General features: G+C 63.5%; 25 protein-coding genes. 8 read left to right on the plus strand and 17 right to left on the minus strand.

What is annotated here, in order from left to right:
* Position 1: 1 nt before the first annotated feature.
* The 3 genes from ACFSUD_RS01445 to ACFSUD_RS01455 all read right to left on the minus strand — a co-directional run bounded on the left by ACFSUD_RS01445 (position 2) and on the right by ACFSUD_RS01455 (position 2,074).
* A complete protein-coding gene (locus ACFSUD_RS01445) occupies positions 2-598 on the minus strand; it encodes a CbiQ family ECF transporter T component (RefSeq protein WP_386370746.1) in 597 nt (198 codons plus the stop codon).
* Positions 573-1,307 carry an energy-coupling factor ABC transporter ATP-binding protein gene (locus ACFSUD_RS01450; protein WP_386370748.1) on the minus strand — a complete coding sequence of 245 codons (735 nt, stop codon included), beginning with the start codon at positions 1,305-1,307 and terminating at the stop codon, positions 573-575. Before ACFSUD_RS01450 ends, ACFSUD_RS01445 begins: the two co-directional genes overlap by 26 nt.
* Positions 1,308-1,375: 68 nt before the next feature.
* Positions 1,376-2,074: a COQ9 family protein gene (locus ACFSUD_RS01455; protein WP_386370750.1), complete on the minus strand. Its 699-nt coding sequence runs from the start codon at positions 2,072-2,074 to the stop codon at positions 1,376-1,378.
* Between the two features lie 125 nt (positions 2,075-2,199).
* Here ACFSUD_RS01455 and rpsU point away from each other — a divergent pair, with 125 nt between their 5' ends.
* Positions 2,200-2,406: a 30S ribosomal protein S21 gene (rpsU, locus tag ACFSUD_RS01460; protein WP_007118112.1), complete on the plus strand. Its 207-nt coding sequence runs from the start codon at positions 2,200-2,202 to the stop codon at positions 2,404-2,406.
* A 103-nt stretch (positions 2,407-2,509) separates the two neighbouring features.
* On the opposite strand, the gene ACFSUD_RS01465 is transcribed toward rpsU, so the two are convergent.
* Positions 2,510-2,968, minus strand: coding sequence for an Lrp/AsnC family transcriptional regulator (locus ACFSUD_RS01465; RefSeq protein ID WP_386370752.1), 459 nt, complete (start codon positions 2,966-2,968; stop codon positions 2,510-2,512).
* Positions 2,969-3,106: 138 nt separating this feature from the next.
* On the opposite strand from ACFSUD_RS01465, the gene ald reads away from it, so the two are divergent.
* Complete coding sequence (ald, locus tag ACFSUD_RS01470; RefSeq protein WP_386370754.1) at positions 3,107-4,225, plus strand: alanine dehydrogenase; 1,119 nt, start codon at positions 3,107-3,109, stop codon at positions 4,223-4,225.
* Positions 4,226-4,279: 54 nt separating this feature from the next.
* Here ald and mscL read toward each other — a convergent pair whose 3' ends face one another.
* Positions 4,280-4,720, minus strand: a complete 441-nt coding sequence (mscL, locus tag ACFSUD_RS01475; RefSeq protein WP_386370756.1) for a large conductance mechanosensitive channel protein MscL — start codon at positions 4,718-4,720, stop codon at positions 4,280-4,282.
* Positions 4,721-4,886: 166 nt separating this feature from the next.
* Between mscL and ACFSUD_RS01480 the strand changes: the two genes are divergently transcribed.
* The gene (locus tag ACFSUD_RS01480; RefSeq protein ID WP_386370757.1) at positions 4,887-5,588 is read left to right on the plus strand and encodes a glutathione S-transferase family protein; all 702 of its coding nucleotides are present in this window, start codon (positions 4,887-4,889) and stop codon (positions 5,586-5,588) included.
* 33 nt (positions 5,589-5,621) lie between these two features.
* Here the strand turns inward: ACFSUD_RS01480 and ACFSUD_RS01485 are convergent, their stop codons facing one another.
* The 7 genes from ACFSUD_RS01485 to pyk all read right to left on the minus strand — a co-directional run bounded on the left by ACFSUD_RS01485 (position 5,622) and on the right by pyk (position 12,538).
* Positions 5,622-6,071 (minus strand): YtoQ family protein, encoded by a 450-nt coding sequence (locus tag ACFSUD_RS01485; protein WP_386370759.1) that lies wholly within the window; start codon positions 6,069-6,071, stop codon positions 5,622-5,624.
* A 33-nt stretch (positions 6,072-6,104) separates the two neighbouring features.
* A complete protein-coding gene (pheT, locus tag ACFSUD_RS01490; protein WP_386370761.1) occupies positions 6,105-8,504 on the minus strand; it encodes a phenylalanine--tRNA ligase subunit beta in 2,400 nt (799 codons plus the stop codon).
* A gap of 400 nt (positions 8,505-8,904) precedes the next feature.
* Complete coding sequence (locus ACFSUD_RS01495; RefSeq protein ID WP_386370763.1) at positions 8,905-9,117, minus strand: type II toxin-antitoxin system PemK/MazF family toxin; 213 nt, start codon at positions 9,115-9,117, stop codon at positions 8,905-8,907.
* Positions 9,114-10,187 (minus strand): phenylalanine--tRNA ligase subunit alpha, encoded by a 1,074-nt coding sequence (pheS, locus tag ACFSUD_RS01500; RefSeq protein ID WP_386370765.1) that lies wholly within the window; start codon positions 10,185-10,187, stop codon positions 9,114-9,116. Before pheS ends, ACFSUD_RS01495 begins: the two co-directional genes overlap by 4 nt.
* 151 nt (positions 10,188-10,338) lie before the next feature.
* Positions 10,339-10,704: a 50S ribosomal protein L20 gene (rplT, locus tag ACFSUD_RS01505; RefSeq protein ID WP_386370767.1), complete on the minus strand. Its 366-nt coding sequence runs from the start codon at positions 10,702-10,704 to the stop codon at positions 10,339-10,341.
* 15 nt (positions 10,705-10,719) lie between these two features.
* Positions 10,720-10,920 carry a 50S ribosomal protein L35 gene (gene rpmI / locus ACFSUD_RS01510; protein WP_386370769.1) on the minus strand — a complete coding sequence of 67 codons (201 nt, stop codon included), beginning with the start codon at positions 10,918-10,920 and terminating at the stop codon, positions 10,720-10,722.
* Positions 10,921-11,092: 172 nt separating this feature from the next.
* On the minus strand, positions 11,093-12,538 hold the full coding sequence (gene pyk / locus ACFSUD_RS01515) for a pyruvate kinase (RefSeq protein ID WP_386370771.1): 1,446 nt from the start codon (positions 12,536-12,538) through the stop codon (positions 11,093-11,095).
* A 209-nt stretch (positions 12,539-12,747) separates the two neighbouring features.
* Between pyk and ACFSUD_RS01520 the strand changes: the two genes are divergently transcribed.
* Positions 12,748-13,059: a DUF1244 domain-containing protein gene (locus tag ACFSUD_RS01520; RefSeq protein ID WP_386370773.1), complete on the plus strand. Its 312-nt coding sequence runs from the start codon at positions 12,748-12,750 to the stop codon at positions 13,057-13,059.
* Between the two features lie 42 nt (positions 13,060-13,101).
* Here the strand turns inward: ACFSUD_RS01520 and ACFSUD_RS01525 are convergent, their stop codons facing one another.
* A complete protein-coding gene (locus ACFSUD_RS01525) occupies positions 13,102-13,557 on the minus strand; it encodes a MaoC family dehydratase (protein ID WP_386370775.1) in 456 nt (151 codons plus the stop codon).
* 76 nt (positions 13,558-13,633) lie between these two features.
* On the opposite strand from ACFSUD_RS01525, the gene ACFSUD_RS01530 reads away from it, so the two are divergent.
* Positions 13,634-14,077, plus strand: a complete 444-nt coding sequence (locus ACFSUD_RS01530; RefSeq protein WP_386370777.1) for a DMT family transporter — start codon at positions 13,634-13,636, stop codon at positions 14,075-14,077.
* A gap of 3 nt (positions 14,078-14,080) precedes the next feature.
* On the opposite strand, the gene ACFSUD_RS01535 is transcribed toward ACFSUD_RS01530, so the two are convergent.
* The 3 genes from ACFSUD_RS01535 to dgcN form a co-directional block, all read right to left on the minus strand.
* On the minus strand, positions 14,081-14,941 hold the full coding sequence (locus ACFSUD_RS01535) for a D-amino-acid transaminase (RefSeq protein ID WP_386370779.1): 861 nt from the start codon (positions 14,939-14,941) through the stop codon (positions 14,081-14,083).
* A 3-nt stretch (positions 14,942-14,944) separates the two neighbouring features.
* Complete coding sequence (gene dgcA / locus ACFSUD_RS01540) at positions 14,945-15,910, minus strand: N-acetyl-D-Glu racemase DgcA (RefSeq protein ID WP_386370781.1); 966 nt, start codon at positions 15,908-15,910, stop codon at positions 14,945-14,947.
* Positions 15,911-15,974: 64 nt separating this feature from the next.
* Positions 15,975-16,976 (minus strand): N-acetyltransferase DgcN, encoded by a 1,002-nt coding sequence (gene dgcN, locus ACFSUD_RS01545; protein ID WP_386370783.1) that lies wholly within the window; start codon positions 16,974-16,976, stop codon positions 15,975-15,977.
* A gap of 240 nt (positions 16,977-17,216) precedes the next feature.
* Here dgcN and ACFSUD_RS01550 point away from each other — a divergent pair, with 240 nt between their 5' ends.
* The 3 genes from ACFSUD_RS01550 to ACFSUD_RS01560 all read left to right on the plus strand — a co-directional run bounded on the left by ACFSUD_RS01550 (position 17,217) and on the right by ACFSUD_RS01560 (position 19,939).
* Positions 17,217-18,176, plus strand: a complete 960-nt coding sequence (locus ACFSUD_RS01550; RefSeq protein ID WP_386370785.1) for an L-malyl-CoA/beta-methylmalyl-CoA lyase — start codon at positions 17,217-17,219, stop codon at positions 18,174-18,176.
* 134 nt (positions 18,177-18,310) lie between these two features.
* On the plus strand, positions 18,311-18,910 hold the full coding sequence (locus ACFSUD_RS01555) for a LysE family translocator (RefSeq protein WP_386370787.1): 600 nt from the start codon (positions 18,311-18,313) through the stop codon (positions 18,908-18,910).
* Positions 18,911-18,976: 66 nt separating this feature from the next.
* A complete protein-coding gene (locus ACFSUD_RS01560) occupies positions 18,977-19,939 on the plus strand; it encodes an acetyl-CoA carboxylase carboxyltransferase subunit alpha (RefSeq protein WP_386370789.1) in 963 nt (320 codons plus the stop codon).
* Between the two features lie 10 nt (positions 19,940-19,949).
* Here ACFSUD_RS01560 and ACFSUD_RS01565 read toward each other — a convergent pair whose 3' ends face one another.
* Positions 19,950-20,600 carry a GntR family transcriptional regulator gene (locus tag ACFSUD_RS01565; RefSeq protein ID WP_386370791.1) on the minus strand — a complete coding sequence of 217 codons (651 nt, stop codon included), beginning with the start codon at positions 20,598-20,600 and terminating at the stop codon, positions 19,950-19,952.
* Positions 20,601-20,607 lie beyond the last annotated feature (7 nt).

Below are 20,607 nucleotides of genomic sequence, written 5' to 3' on the forward strand. Positions count from 1 at the left end.
TTCAGAGCCCGCCCCGGGCGCGCAGGGCTTCGGCCACATGTTCGGCATCATCGATCGCCAGAACGGCAAAGGGCGTGACGATTCGCCACCCCGCCCGCCGCCGCGCCCGGGCGCGCCAGGCCATCGCCAGCATCCCGCCCTTTTCCGCGAGCACCGGGGCGAAGCGCACGACCAGCGCCATCGCGAGTTCGATCCGCCGGGTCTGGACGCCGAAACGGCGCAGGGGCGTCAGCAACCAGCGCAGCACTGCCATCATGTCGGTCAGCCGCGTGGTCATGGTCACCAGATTGGCCAGCGCCACGGCAGTGACCATCCGCAGCACGATGACCGCGCCGACAATGAAATCCCCGGTCACAAAATGCCACAGCAAGATGACCGCCACGAAGGGCCAGAGCACTTTGATCCGCCCTGCGCCGAGAAGCAGGAAGCGCAGGCCCGGCAACAGGTAGAACGCGACGGTCAGCGCCAGAAAGGTCAGATGCAGGAACACGCTCTCGACCGCGAAAAGCACCATCGTGGCGGCGCAGAGCAGCGCCAGCTTCAGCCCCGCGGGCCAGCGATGCGCAGCGGTCTCAACCGGCGAGGTCAGAGAGATCATCGACGCCTCCAAGCTCGGTCATCGCGGCTGTGAAGGCGGGCAGGACGACGGCGGGCGCGCCCTGTTGGCGGATGCTGCCCTCGTCGAGCCAGACCACGCGGTCATAATGCTGCACCGTCGCCGGATCATGGGTGATCTGAAGCAATGTCGCGTCGATCCCGTCAAGCACCCGCTCCAGATGCAGCGAAGTCGGAATGTCGAGCCCGGCAAAAGGCTCGTCGAGCAGGATCACCTTCGGACGCATTGCCAGCACGGCCATCAGGCAGACAAGCTGGCGCTGACCCTGCGACAATCTGTGGATCGCCGCCCTCGCCCAATGCGACTTGCCGAACCGCTCCAAAATCGCAGTGACGTTGCGGGCCGCCTCGGCTTTCGACTGGCCAAGCTGGGTCAGGCCAAAGCCGATCTCCTCCTCGACAGTGGGAAAGATGATCTGGTGATCCGGGTTCTGAAACAGCACCCCGACCACCTTCAGCGCTGCCCTGCGGTCCTTGCCGACATCGACACCTGCAATGCGCACCCGCCCCTCGTCCGGCAGCACCAATCCGGCGATTATCCGGGCCAGCGAGGTCTTGCCCGAACCGTTGCGCCCGACAATGGCGATCCGCCTTTCAGAAGCGCGCAGGCTGATGTCACGCAGCACCGGCGTGGCTTCAGGTGCGAATTGCACGTTTTCGAGCGCGATCAGCGGCGGAATGTCGGCTTCCATGGGCGGTCAACCTCGGCAGGCATGTTTCCCCGCCTGTACCACCCGGACAGCGAAGGGGAAAGCTGTCACTACCGGCGCGGCGATGTCCAGCTGCCCGGCAAATCGGCTTTCGGCGGTCGCACCGGCGCTTTCACCCTGCTCAACAGCCAGTTCGGCCCCGCCATCAACCGGCTGAGCGTCGGACTTTCGCGCACCTGCGCCTTCAGCTTCTCGACCTGCATCACCTCGTTGATCCGACGATCGACAAAGGCGCGCGTGGCGGCATGTTCATCGCTGGTATCGCCCAGCCAGTAGAGCACGCTGGCAGTGTAAACGGCGCTCAGCGTCGCCCGTTTGGTGTACCAGTTCACATCTTCCGAGGTATCGCCGAGCGCGGTCCAGATCGCATCGGCGGTGTCCCAGATCAGCTTGGCGCCCTCCGCGGCATATTGCGGCAGGGCAAAGAGCGCGCTGCCCCGGCGCACCACCTCCTTGTCGCTGACCGCCTCCAGTCGAAAGCGCAGGGCCGTGGCAATCTTGTCACGAAAACGCATGCCCTTGAGCGGTGCCTCAGCGAGCCGCTCAAGCATCAGCGCATCGCCGCGTTTGTGATAGGCAACGGCGAGATCGACAGCGCCGCGCGGACAGATGGCCCGCGCCATGGTCGGGTCCATATCGCAATCGCTGATCGCCGCGGCAAAAGTCGCCTCGGACCAGCCATCGAAGGGCACGTGGTCAAGCGCGGCATCAAGCAGCCTTGCCTTCGGATCGGGGAGAGTATTGCTCATGACGGGCTCCTTTTCGGCAGGTCCAGGCAATAGCGGTGCAGGCTGGACAAAGCTGCCACAGGTTGATATAGGGCGGGTTCCTGCAAATCCTTGCAACTTTATCCTAGAAAGGTGGTGACAACCACATGCAGGTTAGTGTTCGCGACAACAATGTCGATCAGGCCCTCCGGGCTCTGAAGAAAAAGCTCCAGCGCGAAGGCGTTTTCCGTGAAATGAAGCTCAAGCAGCATTTCGAGAAACCGTCCGAGAAAAAAGCGCGCGAGAAAGCTGAAGCGATCCGCCGTGCCCGCAAGCTGGCACGCAAAAAAGCGCAACGCGAAGGCATGATGTAAATCATCCCCGACGCATGACGCAACAGTTTCAACCCCCGTGGCCCCTCGGCGGCGGGGGTTTTGCTTTGCCCGGGGTCAGCGCCTGATTATCAGAGCCTGATTGTCAGAGCGGCAGCGCCGTGGTCTTGCAGACCGTGCGCAGCGCAAAGCTCGATTGCATCTGCGCCACACCCGGCAGACGCGAGAGATGCTGGCGATGGATCCGGGCAAAGTCCTCGGTATCCTCGGCCACGATCTTCAGCAGGTAATCTGCCGTCCCGGCCATCAGATGACATTCCAGAACGTCCGGAATCCGCGCGACGGATTTCTCGAAAGCATCGAGCAGGTCGTCGGCTTGCCCCTGCAGGGTGATCTCCACGAAAACGATCGTCGGCACACCGAGCTTGCGCGGATCGAGCAGCGCCACGTAGCTGTCGATCAACCCGTCCTTCTCCAGCCGCTGCACCCGACGATGACAGGCCGAAGGCGACAGATGCACGACCTCGGACAGGTCAGCATTGGACATCCGCCCGTCCCGCTGCAACGCGCGCAGGATGCGGCGGTCGATCTCGTCCAGGGTCATGCTCGCAAAATTCTCGCGTCTGTCGTCATATTCGTGCAACCCTATACGAAGCCAATGCCAGCTGGCGAGGCATAATCGACGCGCCTTGCGGCGGCAAAGCGCTATGGTTTGTAACAATGGATGGAGGAGAGTGAAATTATGAAGATTGGTTGCCCAACAGAGATCAAGCCCCAGGAATACCGTGTCGGCCTGACCCCGAATGCCGCGCTGGAGGCGATCGGTCGGGGTCACGAGGTGATCGTCCAGGCCGGTGCCGGGGTCGGCGCGGGCTTCGAAGACGATGCTTATCAAGCCGCCGGTGCGCGGATCGTCGATACGGCGGAGGCGGTCTTTGTCGAAGCCGAGATGATCGTGAAGGTCAAGGAGCCGCAGTCCGCCGAGCGCAAGATGCTGCGCGAAGGTCAGGTGCTCTTTACCTATCTGCATCTCGCGCCGGATCCGGACCAGACCCGGGATCTGATGCAATCGGGCGCCACCTGCATCGCCTATGAGACGGTGACGGATCGCAATGGCGGCCTGCCGCTGCTCGCCCCGATGTCGGAAGTGGCCGGACGGCTGGCGCCGCAGATGGGCGCCTGGACATTGCAAAAGGCCAATGGCGGCCGCGGCGTGCTGATGGGCGGCGTGCCCGGCGTGCGCCCGGCCAATGTGGTGATCATCGGCGGCGGTGTCGTCGGCACCGCGGCGGCACGGGTCGCTACTGGCATGGGCGCAAATGTCACCGTGCTCGATCGCTCGCTGCCGCGCCTGTCCTATCTTGATGACGTCTTCATGGGGCGGCTGACGACGCAATTTTCCGACCGGGGCGCCATCGAGGAACTGCTGCCGCGTGCCGACATGATCGTGGGCGCGGTCCTGGTGCCGGGGGCCGCTGCGCCGAAACTGATCAGCCGCGCCCAGCTCGGCTTGATGAATCATGGCGCGACGCTGGTTGACGTGGCCATTGACCAGGGCGGGTGTTTCGAGACGTCGAAAGCCACCACGCATCAGGATCCGGTCTATGAGGTCGATGGCGTCATGCATTACTGCGTGGCCAATATGCCCGGCGCCGTGGCACGGACCTCGACCATCGCGCTCGGCAATGCGACCATGCCGTTCATGCTGGCAATCGCCGACAAGGGCTGGAAACAGGCCTGCGCCGATGATCCGCATCTCAAGGCGGGGCTCAACGTCCATGCCGGCAGGCTCACCTATGCCGCCGTCGGCGAAGCGTTGGGGATCGACAGTATCAGCGCGGATGAAGCCTTCGCGAGCTGACCATGATGCAGCGCTTCGGAGGCCCGGCCAGGTACCGGACCTCCTTACCGTCGATCAGCCCCTGCCCGGCTTTGCCAGCTCGTCCCGGATCTCCAGCAACACGTCAAGCTGGCTCGGTCCGGTCTTGACCTCGGGAGCGACCTCGTCCGGTTTCTCGGCGAGGGATTTGACCCGGTTGACGAATTTCACCAGCATGAAGACCACGAAGGCGATGATCAGGAAATTGATGCAGGCCGTGATGAAGGCGCCATAGGCAAAGACCGCCGCCCCGGCCTCCCGCGCCGCGTCGAGCCCGGCACCGGCGGGCACGTCACCGGACAAGACCAGATACATGCTGGTGAAGTCGACGCCGCCGAGGATCAGACCGATCACCGGATTGATCAGGTCATGCACGAGCGAGTTCACGATTGCCGTGAAGGCCGCCCCGATGATGATCCCGACCGCGAGATCCATGACATTGCCCTTGGCGATGAAATCCTTGAATTCGTTGATCATGCTTTCTTTCCTGTCTGCCTGCGCGCGGGCCTGTCCCGCGACGCTCCTGTTCAGCAATGCACAGGAATTAGCACAATTTTATCAGTGCCGTGAGGCTGTTCCTCGATGCAATCTCCGCTAGCTTCTTTCGGCAAACCGGCTTCCACGCCAGCAGAGGAGCATCACCATGGCTGACCTGTCCGCCTTCCCGATCACCGCCAAATGGCCACCGCAGGATTCCGACAAGCTGCAGCTCTACGCCTTTCCGACGCCCAATGGCGTCAAGGCGTCGATCGCGCTAGAGGAGACGGAAATTCCCTATGAGCCGCATCTCGTGACCCTGTCGGATGACGATGTGAAGAGCCCGGCGTTCCTGTCGCTGAACCCGAACAACAAGATCCCGGCGATCATCGATCCCGACGGTCCGGATGGCACACCCATCGGCCTGTTCGAATCCGGGGCGATCCTGATCTATCTGGCGGAGAAATCCGGCAAGCTGTTCGGGCAGACAGCCGGTGACCGGGCCCATGTCCTGCAATGGCTGATGTTCCAGATGGGCGGGGTGGGCCCGATGTTCGGGCAGCTGGGCTTCTTCTACAAATTCAAGGGTTCGGAATGGGAGGACAAGCGCCCTCAGCAACGCTACCTCAACGAGACAAAGCGTCTCCTCGCTGTGCTCGACCTCGAACTGGCCGGCAAGGACTGGATCATCGGGCGCGATTACACCATCGCCGACATCGCCATCGCGCCTTGGCTGCGGGCGCTGGATTTCTATGGAGCCAAGGACGCGGTCGGCTGGGACGATCACCGCAATCTGGTGGATTACGTCGCGCGGTTCGAAGAGCGCCCAGCGGTACAAAAAGGCCTCGTCACCCCGGCACGCGACTGAAGGATGAAGGGGGCCGCGGCCCCCTCCCCACGATCAGCCTGGCAGGCTGCCGTTCAGCACATAGCGGAGGATCTGGACGACCTGTTGCGGGCTCTGCGCCACCGCCAGCGCCGCGGCATCGACCTCTTTCAGCGCATGGGCGTGATCCGGGCCGTGCAGGATGATCAGCGACTTGCCGAGCGCCGCGGCATAGCCCGCATCGAAGGCGGCGTTCCACTGCTTGTATTGCTCGCCAAAGCGCACCACCACCACGTCGGCTTCGGCTATGCCCTTGCGGGTGCGGATCGCGTTGATCTGCGCGCCCTTGCGGTCATGCCAGAACTTGTCTGCTTCCTCGCCAAGGATTGCCACGCCGCAATCGTCGCTGGCGGCGTGGTCGGTCACCGGGCTGTCGAAGCTGACATCGAGATCGGCCGCTCCTTCGGTGATCTGCTCGCGCCAGTCGGTATGGATCTCACCGGACAGATAGATTTTCAACGTCATCGCTTCCTCCTCCTTCGCCGGACGCTGCCGCGTCTAGCCTCTCAGCACGCCGCCGGTCGCCTTGCTGACCTTTTCGATCACCTTGGCGGCCACGGCTTCGATATCCGCATCCTTCAGGGTCTTTTCCACCGGCTGCAGCCGCACCGTCAGGGCGATGGATTTCTTGCCCTCCCCCAGCGAACCGCCGCTGAAGGCGTCAAACACCCGGACCTCCTCGATCAGCGCCTTGTCGGCCCCCATCGCGGCATTGACCAGCGTCGCGGCCGTGACATCGGCATCGACCACGAAGGCGAAGTCCCGTTCGACCGCCTGCAGATCGCTGACTTTCAGTGCCGAGCGGGTGGCGCCGGATTTGCGCGGCAGCGGGATCTCGGCAGGGAACAGGGTGAAGGCCATTGCCGGACCCTTCACATCCATCGCCGCGAGCACCCGCGGATGCACCTCGCCGAAAATGCCGAGCACCTTCTTCGGCCCCAGACAAATCATGCCATGGCGCCCCGGATGCCAGCTCTCGTCGGCGCCACGCAGGATCTGCACCTTGGCGGGAGCGCCCATGGCGGCCAGCACCGCCTCGGCATCGGCCTTGACGTCGAAGACATCCACCGCGCGAGAGGCATTGTGCACGTCCTTGGGGCCGGTGCGACCGACCAGCAGGCCACTGATCTGCAACTGCTGCTGGCCGGGCTCGCCGCCCTGGAAGGCGGGGCCGACCTCGAACAACGCCATGTCGGCAAACCCGCGCGCCTGGTTGCGGGCCGCCGCCTGCAACAGGCCGGGCAACAACGCCGGGCGCATATGGCTCATGTCGCTGGAAATCGGGTTCTCCAGACGGGTTGCGTCATCACCGCCGCCGAACAGCGCCGCGCTGGCCTGATCGATGAAGCTGTAGGTGACACATTCGTTATAGCCCAGGGCGGCGGCGGTCCGCCGTGCGGCGATCTCGCGGCGCTGCATCGGAGAGAGAACCGGACGCGGCACGCCGGGCGTGATCCGAGGCAGCGGACGACCCTCGAGCTTGGTCAGCGATGCGATCCGCGCCACCTCCTCCACGAGGTCGGCTTCGCCCTGCACATCCGGACGCCAGGACGGCACATGCGCCATGTTGCCTTCAAGCCGGAAACCGAGGTTGGTCAACGTCTGGCGTTGCTCGCTTTCGGGGATGGACATGCCGACCAGCGACTGCACCCGCTGCGTGTCGAGCCTGTAGGCGCGGGACGTGTCGGGGATTTGCCCAGCCACCACGACTTCCGAAGCCTCGCCGCCGGCGTGATCGATGATCATCCGCGTGGCATGCTCGATGCCATAGCCTGTCCATTCCGGGTCGATGCCCCGCTCGAAGCGATAGCGTGCATCGGAATTGATCTTCAACGCACGCCCGGTATAGGCGGTGCGTACCGGATCGAAATAGGCCGCCTCGATGAAGACATTCACCGTCTCTTCGGTAACGCTGCTCGGCAGGCCGCCCATGACGCCCGCGATGCTCTCGACGCCGTTGGCGTCGGAAATCAGCGTCATACCCTCGGAGAAGCTGTATTCCCTGTCATCGAGCGCCATCAGCGTCTCGCCACCCTCGGCGCGGTGAATGCGCAGGGCGTTTCCGGCAATCTTGTCCGCGTCAAAGACATGCAGCGGGCGGTTGCGGTCATAGGTGAAGAAATTGGTCACATCGACAAGGAAGGAGATCGGACGCAACCCGATGGCGCGCAGGCGCTGCTGCAGCCATTCGGGGCTCGGTCCGTTCCTGACGCCACGGATCACCCGCCCGTAGAAAACCGGCGCCTGTTCCAGCGTATCCGCATCGATGCTGACCGAGACAGGACAGGGGAAGCTGCCCCCGATCGCCGCCACGTCGCGGTTCTTCAGTGTGCCGAGGCCGCGCGCCGCGAGATCGCGGGCAATGCCGCGCACGCCGAGCGCGTCGGGGCGGTTGGGAGTGATCGCGATCTCGATCACCGGGTCGACCTTGGCCGGATCGTTCTCGGCCAGCCAGTCGATGAAACGGTCGCCCACCTTGCCCGAGGGCAGTTCGATGATGCCGTCGTGCTCTTCGCTGAGTTCAAGTTCCCGCTCGGAGGCCATCATCCCGAAGCTCTCGATGCCGCGGATCTTGCCGACACCGATGGTTGTGTCGATGCCCGGCACGTAGACGCCGGGCTTGGCGACAACCACCGTAATCCCCTCGCGGGCATTGGGCGCGCCGCAGATGATCTGCTGGAGCCCCTCGTCGGTCTCGACCTGACAGACCCGCAGGCGGTCGGCGTCGGGGTGTTTCTCGGCGGATTTGACATAGCCGAGGGTGAAATCCCGCAGCCGCGCGCCGCGATCCTCGACGCCCTCGACCTCGAGGCCGAGGTCGGTCAGGGCATAGGTGATCTCATCAATCGACGCCGTGGTGTCGAGATGGTCCTTGAGCCAGGAGAGAGTGAATTTCATGCTATGCCCTCAGATTGATCCGAGGCTGTAGTATGAGTGTAGCGACACATTGTCCAGCAACACAAAACCCCGCCGAAGCGGGGTCTTGGGACGTTGACAATATTTAGGCTGCTCTGGTCTTGTCATCGACCGTCGAACAACCTGCCTAGTGATCTAGGTCTTAAGCCCGACAAGCGGGATACACGAACAATGTAGTTAGCTATCATCAAACAATCAAGAAGAAGTAAAGCCTAAGCCCGCTAGAACAGCCTTACGTATGCCAGCTAGATCCTCGCCTGAAACTTGCGGCGTGTGAAATTGGCGCCGACCCACTTTGAATGCCGATAACCGCTTGAGTGAAACACTTATAACAAGGTCACATTTTGCCCAGGTCGGAACATCCTCTTCACCCCACGGGGAGTTAATTCCGCGACAACCTATAACAGTATGGCTCGCTGTGGCGAGGTGCCGTAGTACTGACTGGCACAATAGTGACCAATCCAGCTCGGAAGCGAAGCTTTGGAGAAATAACGACTACGGGCCGAACTTTGGTAATTTCGGGGACCTCAAAAGCTCTAAAATCCGCGACCAAGACTTGACCAGCCCTTGGATGAAACGGAAGTGCCTTGCTCACCTACTCAACCCACCATGCAAATTCGGCTGATCCAAGCTCGCGAACCCATAGTGCCGCAGCCAGCGCAGGTCTGAGTCAAAGAACGCCCGCAGATCCGGAATCCCGTATTTCAGCATCGCGATCCGGTCGATCCCCATGCCGAAGGCAAAGCCCTGCCATTCGTTCGGGTCGATCCCGCCGGCTTGCAACACCTTGGGATGTACCATGCCCGAGCCCAGCACCTCCATCCAGTCGTCGCCCTCGCCGATGCGCAGCTGCCCATCGACCCAGGAACACTGGATATCGACCTCTGCCGAAGGCTCGGTGAAGGGAAAGTGCGACGCGCGGAAGCGGGTCTTGATGCCGTCGATCTCGAAGAAGGCGGCGAAGAATTCCTCCAGCACCCATTTGAGATTGACCATCGAGATGTTCTTGTCGATCGCCAGACCCTCGACCTGATGGAACATCGGCGTGTGGGTCTGGTCATAATCGGCGCGATAGACACCGCCGGGGCAGATGATGCGCAACGGCGCGCCCTCGGCCTCCATCGTGCGGATCTGCACCGGGCTGGTATGGGTGCGCAGCACATGCGGCGGACGCTCGTCGTCTTCCGCGCGGTGCATGTAGAACGTGTCCATCTCGGCGCGCGCGGGATGATGGCCGGGGATGTTGAGCGCGTCGAAATTATACCAATCGGTGTCGATCCGCGGCCCCTCGGCGACGGAGAAGCCCATTTCGGCGAAGATCGCGGTCAACTCCTCGGTGACCTGGCTGATCGGATGGATGCTGCCCTGGCGGCGGGTGCGGGTCGGCAGGGTCACGTCGAGCCATTCGCTGCGCAGCCGCTCATCAAGGGCCGCATCCGAAAGCGCCGCCTTCTTGGCCGCCAGCGCCGAGTTGATCTCATCCTTCAGCGCGTTGAGCGCCGGGCCAACGACCTGGCGTTCCTCGGGGGTCATCTTGCCAAGTTCGCGCATCTTGAGCGCGACCTCGCCCTTCTTGCCGACGGCCGTCAGGCGGATGTCTTCCAACGCAGCTTCATCCGCTGCATTGGCGATTTGTCCGAGATATTTTTGCTTCAGATCGTCCATGACACCACCTTGGAAATTCACCCTGTCCTGCTAGCCCCACCGCCCTGCGATTGCAACCCGCACCCCCGGGCGCGCGAGGATGCATGACGCGGCGCCAAACGCAAAAAGCCCCGCACGCTGGCGGGGCTTTCCGTTCAATTGGCGAGATCGCTCAGGCCGCCAGCGCGTCCTGCGCCTGCTTGACGATCGCACCGAAGGCTTCGGGCTCATGCACGGCCAGATCGGCGAGAACCTTGCGGTCCACTTCGATGCCGGCCAGCGACAGGCCGTTGATGAAGCGGCTGTATGTCAGCGCCTCGTCATGGCTGCGCACGGCGGCGTTGATCCGCTGGATCCACAGGGCGCGGAAGTTGCGCTTGCGGTTCTTGCGGTCACGCGTTGCATATTGGTTGGCTTTGTCGACCGCCTGACGGGCGACCTTGAAGGTATTCTTGCGGCGGCCATAGTAACCTTTGGCGGCCTTGATGACCTTCTTGTGACGGGCGTGGGTTGTGGTGCCACCTTTAACTCGGGACATGTCGGCTCTCCTATCTTAGCGGTCGTAGGGCATGAAGCCCTTGATGATCTTTGCATCGGGCTCGGACAGAACTGTCGTGCCACGTGCGTCACGGATGAATTTCTTGGTCCGCTTGATCATGCCATGCCGTTTACCGGCCTGACCGCCGATGACCTTGCCGGTCGCCGAGATCTTGAAGCGCTTTTTGGCGCTCGATTTCGTCTTCATCTTGGGCATTTCCGTCTCCTTACTAAAGTGCGGTAGAGGCGCGACTCGGCATGCCACATTGGCCGGACGCGCGGAACGAAGCTGGCGTATAGGCGCGAAGCAGGCGCTTGGCAAGAGCCGACGCGCACAGTCCGGCAGCCAGGTCGCGGCGGGATTGCCCCCTCGCCGCGACCAGAGGCCGCTATTCCGGGTCGGACGCGTATATCATCCGCTCGTCACAGGGCGCGACCCGCAGGATGTTGGTCGATCCCGGCACGTTGAACGGCACGCCGGCGGTGACCACGATCATGTCCGCGGCCTCCGCATAGCCTTCGGAGCGCGCCGCCTTGACCGCGCTGACCACGGCGAGCTTGAAACGGTCATGCTCGTCGGTCATCACGCAATTGGTGCCCCAGCTCAGCGCCAGGCGCCGGGCCGTCGGGGCAAGCGGCGTCAGCGCGATGATCGGCACCCGCGGCCGTTCCCGCGCGGTCAGCAGCGCAGTCGTGCCGCTGTGGGTGAAGCAGCAGATTGCCTTGATGTCGGTGGTCTCGGCAATCTCCCTCGCCGCGGCAACGATACCATCGGCAACGGTCATCCGGTCGGCGGTGCGACTGGCCTCGATGATCTGGGTGTAGGTCGGATCCTGCTCCACCTCGCGGGCGACATTGTCCATCGTGGTCACCGCCTCGACCGGATAATCCCCGGCCGCCGATTCCGCGCTCAACATCACCGCATCGGCGCCTTCGTAGATCGCCGTGGCCACGTCGGAAACCTCGGCACGGGTCGGCATCGGGCTTTCGATCATGCTCTCCAGCATCTGCGTGGCGACGATAACCGGCTTCGCAGCGGCGCGGCACTTGCGTACCAGACGCTTCTGGATCGGCGGCACGTTCTGCACCGGCAGCTCGACCCCGAGATCGCCGCGCGCCACCATGATCCCGTCGCTGACCGCGAGGATGTCCTCGAACTGGGTTACCGCGGACGGCTTTTCGATCTTCGACAGGATCGCGGAGCGCCCCCTGACCAGATCGCGGGCCTCCATCACATCCTCGGGCCGCTGCACGAAGCTCAACGCCAGCCAGTCGACGCCCAGCTCGCAGACGAATTCGAGATCGGCGCGATCCTTCTCCGAGAGCGCCGCCAGCGGCAGCAACACGTCAGGCACATTGACGCCCTTCCGGTTGGAGATCACCCCGCCCGCGATGACTTCGCAATTGGCATGATCAGCGCCGCAATTCCGCACCTTGAGCTTGATCTTGCCGTCATTGACCAGCAGCGTCGCCCCCGGCTCGAGCGCTGCGAAAATCTCCGGATGCGGCAGGCAGACCCGCTTCGCATCGCCGGGCGCCTCGTCGAGATCGAGCCGGAAATCGGCCCCCTCGTCGAGCTGCTCGCTGCCATCGGCAAAAATCCCGACGCGCAGTTTCGGCCCCTGCAGATCCGCAAGGATGCCGATCGCGCCACCGCTCTCTGCCTCGACCTCGCGGATGATGCGGTGTTTCTCGCGGATCTCGTCGTGACTGCCATGGCTCATGTTGAGACGGAACACATCCGCCCCGGCCCGGTGCAACGCGCCGATCATTTCCCGGGTTTCCGATACCGGACCCAGGGTCGCCACGATCTTCACATTGCGCAACCGTCTCATATATCTCGTCCCTATCCTGCTGCAGTTACCGCTCCGTCATGTGTTAGCGATAACACCTGCGCCCTTCTGGCGCGATCCGCTAGCAGAATGCAATAATAAGGTTTCACAAAAAAGACCGAAGTATCGCGAGATCTTGCGGCCGAGCGCCGCACTTCCCTTGCTTGACACGGGAAGGGGCAAGTCCAATCTAGAGACAAAAGGAGACTTCCATGCCGACGCAACAAGAGATCGAACTCCAGGCCGCCGCCTTCCGCCGCCTGCAACAGCACCTGATGCAGGATCGCACCGACGTGCAGAACATCGACATGATGAACCTGACGGGGTTCTGCCGCAACTGCCTGTCCCGCTGGTATCAGGAAGCCGCGAACGAGCGCGGCATCGAAATGGGCAAGGATGAAGCGCGTGAATTGTTCTACGGCATGACCATGGATGAGTGGAAATCCAGATATCAGACTGATGCCGATGACAGCCAGAAACAGGCGTTTGAAAAATCCTTCGCAGAGAATGTCGGCAAGAGCTGAGGGTTCCCGAACGAACTGCTACCGGTTAAACAACCGGTGGCATCAGAAGACGTAGAGGATCAGCCAATCCGCGGTCAGTGCCGGGCGTTTCTCGCCCTCGATCTCCAGCTTCACGGCGAAGCGCGCCAGCAGATCGCCCCGGCCGCGTCGCGTCAGCTCTGACAGGACGAAACGCGCTCGGATATTATCCCCCGGGCGGACCGGGGTGCGGAAGCGCAAGGTCTCGAGTCCGAAATTGATTGCCGCCTTCTGTCCCTCTACCTCGGGCAATGTCGTGGCGGCCATCCCCGACATGATCGACAGGCTCAACATGCCATGCGCGACAATACCCCCGAAAACCGAAGAGGCAGCTCGGTCGGGATCGACATGGATGAACTGCCGGTCGCCGCTGACTTCGGCAAAGGCATCGATCCGGGCCTGATCGACGCGGCACCATGCCGACAGTCCGATTTCCTGTCCCTGCGCCTTCTGCAACGCCACCGGACCGATTTTCCGCATCCTCGCCCCCTTCGCTGGACATTGCCCGCCATGGCCGGGAGATTAGCGGCAACCTGCAAGCAACCAAAGGTCCGACATGAACGCGCCCGTCTTCGCCCTGATCCTCACCGCCATCGCCGGGGGTGCCGTGGCCTTGCAGACACCGATCAACGCCGCCCTGGGGCGTAATATCGGCTCGGGCCTCGCCGCCGCGACGATCTCCTTCGGCATCGGTTTCCTGACATTGCTGCTGATCTCTCTGCTGACAGGACAGGGCAGCGCCCTGTCCCGCCTGACCGCTGCGCCGCCTGCCCTCCTCATCGGAGGGGCACTCGGAGCCTTCTATGTCTGGACCGCTCTCTGGGCGATCTCCAGCCTCGGGGCGCTTACCACGGTGACAGCGCTGATCCTCGGTCAGCTCAGCGCTGCGCTGCTGCTCGACGCAACCGGCCTATTCGGGCTGATGGTGCAGCCGATCAGCCCCGCTAGGATTGCTGCGGCCGTCCTCGTGACGGGCGGCGTGGTCCTGTCCCGTTTCTGATTCTCAGACCGCCGCCTTGCGCATCTCCTCGATGTATATCTCGCGCAATCGACGTGCCACCGGCCCGGGCACGCCCTCACCCAGTGTCACGCCGTCGATCTCCACCACCGGCATCACGAAGGCCGAGGCCGAAGTGGTGAAGGCCTCATCGGCATCCTGCGCTTCCTCGATGGTGAAATTGCGCTCCTCGATCTCCATCTGGACCTCCCGGGCAAAACGCAGCACCGCCGTCCTGGTGATCCCGTGCAGGATATCGTTGGACAGGGCGCGGGTGATGATCCGGTTGCCCTTGACGATATAGGCGTTGTTCGACGTGCCCTCGGTGACAAAACCGTCCTCGACCATCCAGGCGTCATCGCAATCGGCCTTTTTGGCCATCATCTTGCCCATCGAAGGGTAGAGCAGCTGAACCGTCTTGATGTCGCGGCGGTGCCAGCGAATGTCCTCGATCGAGATGATTCGCGCGCCCTCGCGGGCCGCCGGGTTGTCCGCGAGACCCGGTTTGTTCTGGGTGAAAAGCACGATCGTCGGCGTCGTGGTCACCGGGTCGGGGAAGGCGAAATCACGGTCGCCGTCGGATCCTCGGGTCACCTGCAGATAGATCAATCCCTCCTCGATCCCGTTCAGCCGCACCAATTCGCGGTGAACCTCGAGCAGCTCTTCCCTGGACAGGGGATTGCCCATCTCCAGCTCGTTCAGCGACCGGCTCAGCCGCCGCGCATGACCGTCGAAATCCACCAGCTTCCCGTCGAGAACCGAGGTCACCTCATAGACCCCGTCGGCCATCAGGAACCCCCGGTCGAAGATCGAGACCGTGGCTTCGTTCTCAGGCAGGTATTCGCCGTTCACATAGACTGTCCGCATATTCTATCCCCAGAGCGCGGCAGAGGGCGGATGCACGCCCGCGCCGTCGAATTTCAATCCATGCGCCCGGTCTTCTGCCAACAATAGCGGCCCGTCAAGGTCCACGACCTGCGCGCCCTGTGCCACGAGGGTCGCGGGGGCCATTGCCAGGGAAGAACCGACCATACAGCCCACCATGATCTCGAAGCCCTGAGCCAGCGCCGCATCCCGCAGCGCCAGCGCCTCGGTCAGGCCGCCGGTCTTGTCGAGCTTGATATTGACCATGTCATACTTGCCGCGCAGCCCGGCGAGGCTGGCCCGGTCGTGACAGCTTTCATCCGCACAGATCGGCACCAGGCGCTCCAGCCCGCGCAGGGCCTCGTCCTCCCCTGCGGGCAGAGGCTGCTCCACAAGCGCCACCCCCAGCCTTTGCAGATGCGGCGCCAGCTCCGCATAGATCGCCGCGTCCCAGCCCTCGTTGGCATCGACGATGATCGTTGCCCGCGGCGCGCCACGGCGCACGGCCTCGAGCCGTTCCATGTCGTCAGGCGTCCCGAGCTTGATCTTCAACAGCGGCCGATGGCCATTGTGCGCCGCCTGCGCCTGCATCGCTTCGGGCGTGTCGAGCGACAGGGTATAGGCGGTGACCTGCGGCGCCGACGGCGCCAGCCCGGCCAGCTCCCAGACCCGCCTGCCCGCCTGTTTCGCCGCCAGATCCCACAAGGCGCAATCGACCGCATTGCGCGCCGCCCCGGCCGGGAGGAGCTCCTGCAGGGCCCGGCGATCCACATCAAAGGGCAGGCCCTCGATCTGCGCCGCAACCGAGTCGAGCGTCTCACCATAGCGGGCATAGGGCACGCATTCCCCGCGTCCGATCGCCCCGCCTTCCTCGACGCGAACCGTCAGGACCTGCGCCGCGCTGCGCGACCCGCGCGAGATGGTGAATACCTGCGCCAGGGGGAAGACATCCCGGCTGATTTCCATGCGCATGTCCGTTCCTCTTCTTGCTTCAAATACTTCCGCCGGAGGCATCCCCGGCCGAAGCCCCGCGATGTCAGATCCGCTCGAGTGCCTCGGCCAGCCGCGCGGCACCCTGGCGGAACGGATCGACGGCGGGGAGGCCGAGGCGTTCTTCCACCTCCTCGAGATAGGCCATCGCGTCGGATTCCGACATATGCTGCGTATTGACGGAGATACCCACCACTTCGCAATCGGGATTGGCTACCCGGGCGAGGGTCAGCGCCATGTCGCGCAGCAGCTCCATCGTCGGGGGCCTGTAATCGGGCAAGCCACGCATGTGGCTGCGGGTCGGCTCGTGACAGAGGATCAGCGCATCCGGCTGACCCCCGTGAATCAGCGCCAGCGTGACGCCGGAATAAGAGACATGGAACAGGCTGCCCTGTCCCTCGATGATATCCCAATGGTCCGGATCGTTGTCGGGAGTCAGATGTTCCACCGCCCCGGCCATGAAATCGGCGATCACCGCGTGGAGCGGGACCCCGGAGCCGGTGATCAATATGCCCGTCTGACCGGTGGCCCGGAAAGTGCTCGCCACCCCGCGTTCGCGCAGCGCATCGTCAAGTGCCAGCGCGGCATACATCTTGCCGACCGAGCAATCGGCACCCACGGCAAGAACCCGCTTGCCCCGACGCCTGCGCCCGGTGGCAATCGGATAGGCGACATTGGGGACCCGCACATCATGCAGCGTGCCCCCGTTGACATGCGAAGCCGCGATCAGGTCGGGCTCGTCACGCAGCAGGTTATGCAGGCCCGAAGCCAGATCGAAGCCGAGCTGCAGCGCCTCGACCAGGACCTCCTTCCAGTCCGCGCTGATCGTACCGCCCCGATTTGCCACGCCGATCACCAGCGTCTTCGCCCCGGCGACCCGTGCCTCGGCAAGGCTCATGTTCCGCAGCCCGACATCGGCCTCGCAACCTTCCATGCGGAACTGCCCGACCGCGTTCTCCGGACGCCAATCCCTGATCCCCTGCGCCACCTTGGCGGCCAGCTGGTCAGGCGCGTCGCCCAGGAAAAGCAGATATGGCGTCTCGATCATCGGCATTCTCTCCTCATGGTTAGCGGGAACGTACAGTCACTTCTTCGATGGCTGGTGCAAACCGCTTGCAAATTTGCTGCAAAGTCTAGTGCTTGCCGGCCTGATAGACGCGTATGTCAAGGTTTGTGCGATAACCTCGCGTGGATTGCTGCGGTTGCGAGATCACGCTTGTTAAAGGTCACGCAATTTCATACCCCTCATCAGCAGGTCACCGCAACATTGTTACCCGAGGAGCCCCCGATGAGCTTTCGCATCCAGCCCGCCGCCCCCGCCCGCCCGAACCGTTGCCAATTGTTCGGACCCGGCTCGCGCCCGGCACTTTTCGAAAAAATGGCCGCGTCGCAGGCCGACGTCATCAACCTCGATCTCGAAGACAGCGTTGCCCCGACGGACAAGGACACGGCCCGCGCCAATATCATCGAGGCGATCGGCAATATCGACTGGGGCAAGAAGACGCTGTCGGTGCGGATCAACGGGCTCGATACGCCCTATTGGTACCGCGACGTGGTGGATCTGCTGGAACAGGCAGGTGACCGGCTCGACCAGATCATGATCCCCAAGGTCGGCTGTGCCAGTGATGTCTATGCGGTCGATGCCCTGGTCACCGCGATCGAAATCGCGAAGGGACGGCAAAAGCCGATCACCTTCGAAGTCATCATCGAATCCGCCGCCGGGATCGCCCATGTCGAGGAGATCGCCGCCAGCTCGCCTCGGCTTGTGGCGATGAGCCTCGGTGCTGCGGATTTCGCCGCCTCCATGGGCATGCAGACCACCGGCATCGGCGGCACCCAGGAGGATTACTACATGTTCCGTGAGGGCGCGAAACATTGGTCCGACCCTTGGCATTGGGCACAGGCGGCCATCGTCGCGGCCTGCCGCACCCACGGCGTATTGCCGGTCGACGGTCCGTTCGGCGATTTCTCCGACGACGAAGGCTTCCGCGCCCAGGCCCGGCGCTCGGCCACGCTCGGCATGGTCGGCAAATGGGCGATTCATCCCAAGCAGATCGCCCTGGCCAACGAGGTTTTCACCCCCTCCGAGAAGGCCGTCGCGGAGGCCCGCGAAATTCTCGCCGCGATGGAGGATGCCAAGAGCAAGGGCGAAGGCGCCACGGTCTACAAGGGGCGGCTCGTCGATATCGCCAGCATCAAGCAGGCCGAGGTGATCGTGCGGCAGTCGGAGATGATCTCGGGCGGCTGAGCCTGCCTGCAGCGCTCGGCCCGGGGGCCAGCCCCCGGACCCCCGAAGTATTTTCCGCATAAAGAGACATCTATGGCAGCGGCCGGGCGTATCTTCCTCTTTCCTGTGGCGCGGCGATGCGCTTTAGGTGGCTTATGAGTTTCGATCTTCTGTCCGCACTGGCGCTTTTCGCGCTGATCACCTCGAGCACGCCAGGGCCGAATAACCTGATGCTGATGGCTTCGGGGGGCAATTACGGCTTTCGCCAGACGATTCCGCATATGCTGGGCATCGTCTTCGGCTTCATGTCGATGCTGCTGCTGGTCGGGCTCGGGCTGATCCGGCTCTTCGAGGCCTATCCGATCATCTATGTGGTGTTGAAATGGCTTAGCGTCGCCTATCTGCTCTACCTGGCCTGGAAGATTGCGACGGCGGCGCCGCTGCGCCGCGACAGCGGCAGGGGGACACCGCTGACCTTGCTGCAGGCGGCAGCCTTTCAATGGGTGAATCCGAAAGCCTGGGCCTTCGGACTCAGCGTCGTCGCGGTCTATGCGCCGCAGGTTTCGCCGCCTTGGCTGATGCTGGTCGCGCTGATTGTCGCGGCGTGCAGCCTGCCCGCGATCACGATCTGGACGGCCATGGGCCAGCAGCTTGCCCGTGTGCTGACCAACCCGCGGCGGCTGCGTCTGTTCAACTGGAGCATGGCGCTGCTGCTGGTTCTTTCGCTCTATCCGGTCATCTGGTCCGCCGCCTGATCACTGCGCTGCGTTGCATTGCGTTGGAAGGACAGTCATATAACAACCAACAAGCCGGAGCATGTGATGACCCAGTATTTGGATTTCGAAAAACCCTTGGCGGAGATCGAGGGCAAGGCAGAAGAGCTGCGCGCCCTGGCGCGGGCCAATGAGAACATGGATGTTTCCGCCGAGGCCAAGGCGCTCGACAGCAAGGCGGCGACGATGCTCGATGAGCTTTATCGGTCGCTGACCCCCTGGCGCAAATGCCAGGTCGCGCGGCATCCGGACCGGCCCCATTGCAAGGATTACATCGAGGCCCTGTTCAGCGATTACACGCCCCTGGCAGGGGACCGCAACTTTGCCGACGATCACGCGGTGATGGGCGGGCTGGCACGCTTCAACGACCGGCCGGTGATGGTGATCGGCCATGAGAAGGGCAACGACACCAAATCCCGGATCGAGCGCAACTTCGGCATGGCGCGGCCCGAGGGCTATCGCAAGGCGGTGCGGCTGATGGATCTGGCGGCGCGGTTCGACCTGCCGGTGATCACCCTTGTCGACACGCCCGGCGCCTATCCGGGCAAGGGCGCCGAGGAGCGTGGCCAGTCCGAGGCGATTGCCCGGGCGACCGAGAAATGTCTGCAGATCGGCGTGCCCTTGGTGAGCGTGATCATCGGCGAGGGCGGTTCCGGCGGTGCCGTAGCCTTTGCCACCGCCAACCGTGTGGCGATGCTGGAACATTCGGTCTATTCGGTGATCAGCCCCGAAGGCTGTGCCTCTATCCTGTGGAAGGACGCCGAGAAGATGCGCGAGGCCGCAGAGGCGCTTCGGCTGACCGCGCAGGATCTCAAGCAGCTCGGCGTGGCCGATCGTGTCATTGCCGAGCCGAAGGGCGGCGCGCATCGTCACGCGGCCGAGGCGATCACCTCGGTTGGCGGCGCGATCTCCGACATGCTTGCGGATCTCGACGGCAAGGATGCCAAGGCCCTGATCGCGGACCGGCGGAAGAAATATCTCGACATGGGCGGCAAGGGGCTGGCCGCCTGAGTGACGCGTTTCAGCCTGCCAGCATCCGCAGCCCCTGTGTAACATCCGAACGCACGGCGAGCCGCAGCCCCGGCTCGTCACCCGCACGTAAGGCGGCGATGATCAGCCGGTGGAACTGCGGCGGATCGGTGCGGCGCAGCCGACCGTAGAGCGCCCGCATCGTCGGCCCCATCTGCAGCCAGACGGTTTCCGCCATCGCCAGCATCGCCGGGGCCTGAGCGCGCAGATAGAGCGTGCGGTGGAATTCGAGATTGGCGCGGATGTAGCTGACCGCGTCGCGCTGCGCCACCGCGTCGGCAACCGCACCGTTGATCGTCTGCAAACGTTCGATCAGCGCCATATGGGCGCGCGGCAGCGCTCGGCTCGCCAGCTCCACCTCGATCAGCGCCCGCAGCGCCGCAAGTTCCTCGATCCGTTCGTTGCTGAGCGCCGGTGTCGAGATGCGCCCCGAGGCAGACATGGTCAGCGCTCCTTCCGCCACCAGCCTGCGCACGGCCTCGCGGGCCGGGGTCATCGAGACCTCGTATTCGCGGCCGATGCCGCGCAGGGTGAGCGCCTGGCCGGGGGGCAGATCGCCATGCATGATGCGACTGCGCAGACGGCGATAGACGCGGTCATGGGCCAAGGGCGTGGCCTCGACGGGGCGGGGAGACAGGTTCATCCCCTCA

Origin of the sequence: Sulfitobacter aestuarii, assembly GCF_042685005.1 — a bacterium.
In the GTDB taxonomy this organism is placed as follows: Bacteria; Pseudomonadota; Alphaproteobacteria; order Rhodobacterales; family Rhodobacteraceae; genus Sulfitobacter; species Sulfitobacter aestuarii.

Bases quoted from the DNA above. Each gene is read 5' to 3' on its own strand.
- ACFSUD_RS01445 (WP_386370746.1), bottom strand. From the start codon at position 598: ATGATCTCTCTGACCTCGCCGGTTGAGACCGCTGCGCATCGCTGGCCC.
- ACFSUD_RS01450 (WP_386370748.1), bottom strand. From the start codon at position 1,307: ATGGAAGCCGACATTCCGCCGCTGATCGCGCTCGAAAACGTGCAATTC.
- ACFSUD_RS01455 (WP_386370750.1), bottom strand. From the start codon at position 2,074: ATGAGCAATACTCTCCCCGATCCGAAGGCAAGGCTGCTTGATGCCGCG.
- rpsU (WP_007118112.1), top strand. From the start codon at position 2,200: ATGCAGGTTAGTGTTCGCGACAACAATGTCGATCAGGCCCTCCGGGCT.
- ACFSUD_RS01465 (WP_386370752.1), bottom strand. From the start codon at position 2,968: ATGACCCTGGACGAGATCGACCGCCGCATCCTGCGCGCGTTGCAGCGG.
- ald (WP_386370754.1), top strand. From the start codon at position 3,107: ATGAAGATTGGTTGCCCAACAGAGATCAAGCCCCAGGAATACCGTGTC.
- mscL (WP_386370756.1), bottom strand. From the start codon at position 4,720: ATGATCAACGAATTCAAGGATTTCATCGCCAAGGGCAATGTCATGGAT.
- ACFSUD_RS01480 (WP_386370757.1), top strand. From the start codon at position 4,887: ATGGCTGACCTGTCCGCCTTCCCGATCACCGCCAAATGGCCACCGCAG.
- ACFSUD_RS01485 (WP_386370759.1), bottom strand. From the start codon at position 6,071: ATGACGTTGAAAATCTATCTGTCCGGTGAGATCCATACCGACTGGCGC.
- pheT (WP_386370761.1), bottom strand. From the start codon at position 8,504: ATGAAATTCACTCTCTCCTGGCTCAAGGACCATCTCGACACCACGGCG.
- pheS (WP_386370765.1), bottom strand. From the start codon at position 10,187: ATGGACGATCTGAAGCAAAAATATCTCGGACAAATCGCCAATGCAGCG.
- rplT (WP_386370767.1), bottom strand. From the start codon at position 10,704: ATGTCCCGAGTTAAAGGTGGCACCACAACCCACGCCCGTCACAAGAAG.
- rpmI (WP_386370769.1), bottom strand. From the start codon at position 10,920: ATGCCCAAGATGAAGACGAAATCGAGCGCCAAAAAGCGCTTCAAGATC.
- pyk (WP_386370771.1), bottom strand. From the start codon at position 12,538: ATGAGACGGTTGCGCAATGTGAAGATCGTGGCGACCCTGGGTCCGGTA.
- ACFSUD_RS01520 (WP_386370773.1), top strand. From the start codon at position 12,748: ATGCCGACGCAACAAGAGATCGAACTCCAGGCCGCCGCCTTCCGCCGC.
- ACFSUD_RS01525 (WP_386370775.1), bottom strand. From the start codon at position 13,557: ATGCGGAAAATCGGTCCGGTGGCGTTGCAGAAGGCGCAGGGACAGGAA.
- ACFSUD_RS01530 (WP_386370777.1), top strand. From the start codon at position 13,634: ATGAACGCGCCCGTCTTCGCCCTGATCCTCACCGCCATCGCCGGGGGT.
- ACFSUD_RS01535 (WP_386370779.1), bottom strand. From the start codon at position 14,941: ATGCGGACAGTCTATGTGAACGGCGAATACCTGCCTGAGAACGAAGCC.
- dgcA (WP_386370781.1), bottom strand. From the start codon at position 15,910: ATGCGCATGGAAATCAGCCGGGATGTCTTCCCCCTGGCGCAGGTATTC.
- dgcN (WP_386370783.1), bottom strand. From the start codon at position 16,976: ATGATCGAGACGCCATATCTGCTTTTCCTGGGCGACGCGCCTGACCAG.
- ACFSUD_RS01550 (WP_386370785.1), top strand. From the start codon at position 17,217: ATGAGCTTTCGCATCCAGCCCGCCGCCCCCGCCCGCCCGAACCGTTGC.
- ACFSUD_RS01555 (WP_386370787.1), top strand. From the start codon at position 18,311: ATGAGTTTCGATCTTCTGTCCGCACTGGCGCTTTTCGCGCTGATCACC.
- ACFSUD_RS01560 (WP_386370789.1), top strand. From the start codon at position 18,977: ATGACCCAGTATTTGGATTTCGAAAAACCCTTGGCGGAGATCGAGGGC.
- ACFSUD_RS01565 (WP_386370791.1), bottom strand. From the start codon at position 20,600: ATGAACCTGTCTCCCCGCCCCGTCGAGGCCACGCCCTTGGCCCATGAC.